Raw genomic sequence first — 4,737 nt, 5'->3', positions numbered from 1 at the left:
TCCTTAACGACCTGCGCCCATTCTTCCTTCGGCAGCGAGGTGAGTTCCATCTTTTCGCCCTCGACACGCAGCTTGGCTTCGCCGCCCCAGTACCAGACGTCGCGGTAGTAATGCGACTGGTCGATGGTGATGAGGAACAGTTCCTGCAGATGCGGCGGCACCTTCTGCCAGCTTGCCGAGTTGGCGAAATAGGACCCGAACCATGCGCCGGTGACCGAGTTGGTCAGTGCATACTTGCAGACGTCCGCCCAGCCCACTTCATAGGCTTCGGTGAAACCGCACCATGCCACGCCGTCAAGTTCGCCCGTCTGCAGCGCGACTTCCACGTTGTCCCATGGAATGGTGACAGGCACGAGGCCGTAGCGCGACAGGAACTTTCCGGCCGTTGGGACGCCGAACACGCGCAGGCCCTGCATGTCGGCAAGACTCTTGATAGGCTTGTCGACGGTGAAGACGTGCAGCGGGTCCCAAGCGCCGGCCGAAAGCCAAGTCACATCCTTGACCTCGCCATAGGCTTCTTCCCAGATTTCCTTCAGGCCGTAATATTTGAACAGCACCGGCACATCGAGGCTGTAGCGGGTTGCGAAGGGGAAGTAGCCGCCGAAGACGGCAATATCAACCGGCGATGCCATGGTCGCTTCGTCCGACTGCACGGCGTCGATGGTGCCGGCCTGCAGGGCGCGGAAGAGATCGGAAGTCGGGACGAGCTGGTCGGCGTAGTAGAGCTCGATCTCCATCTCGCCATTGGCGGCCTTGTTGAAGGCCTCGATCTGCGGCTTGATGACGTGTGCCCCGAGCGGAGCGCCGGAATAGGTCTGGAGACGCCATTTGATTGGGCCACTCTGCGCGTTGACATAGGGAGCGGCAAGCGTCGAGCCGGCGACGGCTGCGCCTGCGCCGATGCTGGCCTTGGTCAGGAAATTTCGACGCGTCGCGAGGATCTTTTCCGATGGACTTTGCTTTTTGGTGTCGTCTGTCATGTCATTCTCCTCTTGAGTTTATTGTTATGCGTGGCTGATCCCGTGGGATCAGCCTTTCACCTTCACTTGCTCTGGAAGCCATAGGGCCAGCTCCGGGAAGATCATGACCAGCACAATGGTGAGGGCCATGATCGCCGCGAAGGGCCAGATGGATTTGTAGATGTCGATGAGGGTGATCTCCTTGGGCGCGAGAGAGCGCATCAGGAAGAGGTTGTAGCCGAACGGTGGCGTGATGTAGGCGATCTGGCAGGTGATGGTGTAGAGCACACCATACCAAATGAGCTGGTTTTCGAAGCCTAGATCGAGCGCCTTGACCAGCGGAACATAGAGCGGCGCCACGATGACGAGCATCGCAGTGTCATCAAGGAACATGCCCATGATCAGGAAGCTGATCTGCATCATGATGATGATGGTCCAGGGGTCGAGATCCCATTGCTTGATGAACAGTGTCTCGATGGCCTTGACCGCGCCAAGCCCGTCGAACACCGCGCCGAAGGCGAGTGCGGCAAGGATCAGCCACATGAACATGCAGGAGACGGAGAGCGTCTTCATCGAGGTTTCGCGCACCAGCCTCCACGTGAAGCGGCCCTTCACGATGGCGGCGAGTGTGGCCGAAGTCGCGCCCACGGCGGAGCTTTCGACAAGGCTGGTATAACCGGAGACGAAGAGACCGGTCATGAAGAAGAAGATGGCGAAGGGAATGATGCCCGCCCTTGCGAGTGCCAGCTTCTCGCGAAACGGCATGTTCAGCTCTTCTTCCGGCACGGTCGGCGCGAGCTTCGGATTCAGCCTTGCGCGGATCACGATATAGAGCACGAAGAGAACCGCCATCAGCAGGCCGGGGATGAGGCCGGCGAACCACAGCTTGGAAACCGGCTGGCGGGCGATCATGCCATAAAGCACCATCACCACCGACGGCGGAATGAGGATACCGAGCGAGGAGCCGCCCTGCACGACGCCGGAGATCAGCACCTTGTCATAGCCGCGGCGCAGCATTTCCGGCAGCGCAATGGTCGCGCCGATGGCCATGCCGGCGACGGAAAGACCGTTCATCGCCGAGATGATGACCATCAGGAGGATTGTGCCAATGGCAAGACCGCCACGCACTCGCCCGAACCAGACATGCAGCATCTTGTAGAGATCTTCGGCGATGCCGGATTCCGACAGGATGTAGCCCATGTAGATGAACATGGGCAGGGTGAGCATGGCATACCAGTTGAACAGCTTGAACACCTGGTTGAACGGTAACTCCGCAGCACCCTGTCCATAAAGCAGCAATGCGGCGCCGGCTGCGACGAAACCGATGGCTGCAAAGACGCGCTGACCCGTGACGAGCAGCAGCACCATCGATGCAAACATCAGCAACGCGATCATTTCATAGCTCATGCCAGCTCCTTTCCACGGATCGTGGCAATGTGCTTGAAGACGAGGGAGAAGGCCTGCATCAGCATCAGCACGATGCAGACAACCATCAGGGCCTTGATCGGAATGACAGAGGGGTTCCAGATCGAGAAACGCTTCTCATTGGTCTCGATCGCATAGGCGAGGCTCGAAATGCCGCCTGCGAGCAGAACACCCAGATAGAAAATCAGACAGAAGGACATGGCGAGGTCGATCTTCGCCTTGCCCTTGGGGGAGCGCGTCGAATACCAGAGGTCCATGCGCACATGATCGTTGTTCTTGAGCGTGATCGGACCGCCCATGAAATAATAGGCGGCGAGCGTGAACTGCGTCAGTTCTACCGCCCAGTGCACGGGCATCCTGATGAGGTTGCGGGTGATCGCGTCGAAGATCAGTGTGCCGCCCATCATGAAGATGAGCGAGGCGGCGAGATAGCCGACATAATCCGAAATCCGGTCCGTTATACGAACGTAGCTGGCAATCAGCGGATGCATGGCAATCCTCCAGAAGAAGGCGGTTCGGTATGATTGATGGTCAAACTTCTGCTCCGTCACAGGCGATAAAAACGCGCACGGACCATCGCCCGGTGCCGGGGCGCGGCACCGCTGGATCCGTCAGCAAAACGATCAAGCGGAAAGCAGGCTTCCGCGTCAGGCAACGGGGCAGAGCACTGCCCGAGCCTCAAGTATCAAACCCGACCGCTACGGCCGGCTGCCGTGTATTTCTGAAATTGTCATTTCGTTCCCCTTGCGCCCTCAGGCGTAGATGCGACCTTTTCGATTGTCTCGCATCCGCGCAGATTAGCTGCTTTTTTCTCGAAAGAAAGACCAAATTTTCAATTTTCGCCCGAACGGTCATTTATGTGGAGGCAAATAATGACTGTTTAGTCACGATAATGAGGATTGGTTTGACTGATCGGGCGATGCATGCAATTCCTCCCAAAATTACGCAGCAGAATCGAAGGAAATACCGAGGTGCAGCCATCCGAACGCCGGGAAAAGATCGTCGCGCTTCTGGGCCGCACCGGCGAGATGGCGGTAGAGGCTCTGGCCGAGGCTCTGGATGTCTCACGGGAGACGGTCCGTCGCGACCTGACGCGACTCGATGCCGCGGGCAGGCTTCGCAAGTTTCATGGCGGGGCGCGGCCGATGACGGTGCCGGCGGCTTCGCTCGAAAAGGAAGGGCCCTTCGCGCAGCGGCTCGCGCAGAATGCCGAGGCCAAGCGCAAGCTGGCGCGTGCTGCCTGCCGCTTGTTCAAACCTGGCGATTCCCTCTTCATCGATACCGGCAGCACGACGGTGGCGCTGGCTGAAGCACTTGCCGGCCTCGACGGACTTGTCGTCGTCACCAACTCGCCGCGCATCGCCGCCACGCTGGCGGTTAATCCAAGCCACACCCTTTTCCTGATCGGCGGGGCCTACAGCGCGGATGCCGGCGAGAGCCTTGGACCGCTTGCGCTGGAACAGGTCGGAAAATTCCGTGCCCGCCATGCAGTGCTCACCGCCGGTGCGCTGGATGGATCCAGCGTCATGGACTTCGATCTTCAGGAAGCCGAAATGGCGAAGGCCATGATCGAACGCGCGGATCTCGTGACGGTGCTCGCCGATCACTCCAAGTTCGACCGCCGCGCCGTCTTCGAGGTTGCCCCGCTCTCGCGCGTCGACACGCTTGTCACCGACGCTCACCCCTCCGAGGCTATGACGCGGGCGCTGACGGCGGCCAATGTGCGGATCTTGACGCCATAAGCCGCGCGGGCATCGTTCTTTCTCTCAGACGGACGAGCCTGTCGCAGACATTTTCCGAGCGCGCGGTTCCCCCCTGAGCATCTTTATCTCTATGCTTCTTTAACGTTTTACAGTCCGAAGAGATGCGCAGGCGGGTCGTTCTGGTCCTCAAGCGCCTTCAGCTTGCGGGCATCGGACACGTCCATGCCGCCATACTTCGCCTTATATTTGTAGAAGGTTGCATCCGAGATGCCGTGCTTGCGGCAGACATCAACCGTCTTCGCGCCCGCCTCCTGCTCCTTCAATATCCCGATGATCTGTTCTTCCGTGAACCGTGAACGCTTCATTCCTCCGTCTCCTTGATGTGACGGACTCTACCAAAATCTGGAGGAAGTTCAGGGTCTCAGGTCACAACAAGGGCTGGCCTTTGAACCTCTTACGGAAGGACCGCTTGGCTGCATCGAGATCGCGCTTGGCGGTCAACAGGAAATCTACCGGATTGCCGTGTCTGTCGATGGCTCGACACAGATATCGCCATCTGCCGCGGGTCTTGGCAGAAACCCCATCAATCCTGACAGGTCCGCAATGTGGCCGGCGAAACGCCGAAGCCGCTTTTCGATCCTCGTCGGAAG

4 protein-coding genes and 2 pseudogenes are annotated in these 4,737 nt (G+C 59.0%); 1 reads left to right on the top strand and 5 read right to left on the bottom strand.

Annotated elements, in window-relative coordinates; genetic code table 11:
• The 3 genes from RNA01_RS22850 to RNA01_RS22840 all read right to left on the bottom strand — a co-directional run.
• A partial coding sequence (locus RNA01_RS22850; RefSeq protein WP_147182394.1) for a twin-arginine translocation signal domain-containing protein occupies window positions 1-980 on the bottom strand: 980 nt, incomplete at its 3' end.
• A gap of 48 nt (window positions 981-1,028) precedes the next feature.
• The gene (locus tag RNA01_RS22845; protein WP_147182393.1) at window positions 1,029-2,366 is read right to left on the bottom strand and encodes a TRAP transporter large permease; all 1,338 of its coding nucleotides are present in this window, start codon (window positions 2,364-2,366) and stop codon (window positions 1,029-1,031) included.
• The gene (locus tag RNA01_RS22840) at window positions 2,363-2,875 is read right to left on the bottom strand and encodes a TRAP transporter small permease subunit (protein ID WP_147182392.1); all 513 of its coding nucleotides are present in this window, start codon (window positions 2,873-2,875) and stop codon (window positions 2,363-2,365) included. The genes RNA01_RS22845 and RNA01_RS22840 overlap by 4 nt, the downstream gene beginning before the upstream one ends.
• 480 nt (window positions 2,876-3,355) lie before the next feature.
• Between RNA01_RS22840 and RNA01_RS22835 the strand changes: the two genes are divergently transcribed.
• Window positions 3,356-4,126, top strand: a complete 771-nt coding sequence (locus tag RNA01_RS22835) for a DeoR/GlpR family DNA-binding transcription regulator (protein ID WP_147182391.1) — start codon at window positions 3,356-3,358, stop codon at window positions 4,124-4,126.
• Between the two features lie 137 nt (window positions 4,127-4,263).
• Here RNA01_RS22835 and RNA01_RS22830 read toward each other — a convergent pair.
• Window positions 4,264-4,452, bottom strand: a pseudogene (locus RNA01_RS22830) (transposase); the annotation flags it as partial.
• Window positions 4,453-4,516: 64 nt separating this feature from the next.
• A pseudogene (locus tag RNA01_RS22825) lies at window positions 4,517-4,737 on the bottom strand (DDE-type integrase/transposase/recombinase); the annotation flags it as partial.

The sequence above is a fragment of the Paenirhizobium naphthalenivorans genome, from assembly GCF_007992095.1.
Lineage (GTDB): Bacteria > Pseudomonadota > Alphaproteobacteria > Rhizobiales > Rhizobiaceae > Allorhizobium > Allorhizobium naphthalenivorans.
This window is presented reverse-complemented; position numbering and strand designations above follow the sequence as displayed.